Source organism: Rhizobium hidalgonense (genome assembly GCF_002914525.1).
In the GTDB taxonomy this organism is placed as follows: Bacteria; Pseudomonadota; Alphaproteobacteria; order Rhizobiales; family Rhizobiaceae; genus Rhizobium; species Rhizobium hidalgonense.
Genome location: NZ_LODW01000026.1, coordinates 1 through 786 on the forward strand (window position 1 = coordinate 1; position 786 = coordinate 786).

Sequence of the window (786 nt, forward strand, 5' to 3'; positions counted from 1 at the left end):
CCGGAGGACCGGCATCGATGTACCCAAGACGGAACCAGCCGCGCGATGACGATTCTCGCGAAGTAAGTGAGTGGATCGAAGGCGTGACCGGAGCTTTCGATACGGACGCCTGGATCCGGGAGTACAATTCACAGAGACGAGATGTGGAACAGGATCTGAGCGACTTGCGCCTCGGTTCGCACGACAGTGACGCCGGCGACCGTGTGCCGCGTCGCAGATCCGTGGGCGGTTCGATGCGAGTGGCGCCGCAGTCGTTGGCGCCGGAGAACTCGTTGAGCGGCGCCCGCCACAGCATAGACGTCTCTCGGGCGGGCTCCAGCAGCTTGCGATTCGGCGGCTCGGGGAGCAAGACATCGAGCAATATGGCGGAGGCGGGCGAAGTCGCCGCGCCGCCGCAGGGCAAACGCCGCGGATTTACGTCGCGCATGGCGTCAGGGTTCAAGAAGGCGTTCGGATTGAGCAGCGGCAAGACGTCGTCGCGGAGTTCGGGGCAGCAAGACGTCGATGCCGCAACGGAGACTCACGTGGTCTCAACCAAGGTTCGCGTCGATTACGCCAAGCGTGGTCGCCCCGCCGACCGGGACATGCATTCCGATGACGAGTCCCGCATCAACCAGTTCGCGGAAGCAGTCCGAGGCTACGAAATTCTACCCGACGGTAGCATCGGCCGAGGGGACGGAAGGGTTCCCGAGCGTACCTTGACGACCAATTTAGGGATTCTTAGGGGGTTCGCTCGTTGGCTCCGAGCAGAGAACAGAGATTCGATGGCTTCTCGGCTTTTAAACG

The 786-nt window shown here is 62.5% G+C and carries 1 pseudogene; it reads left to right on the plus strand.

From position 1 onward, the window contains the following. Window positions 1-17: 17 nt before the first annotated feature. A pseudogene (locus ATY29_RS37395) lies at window positions 18-786 on the plus strand (hypothetical protein); the annotation flags it as partial.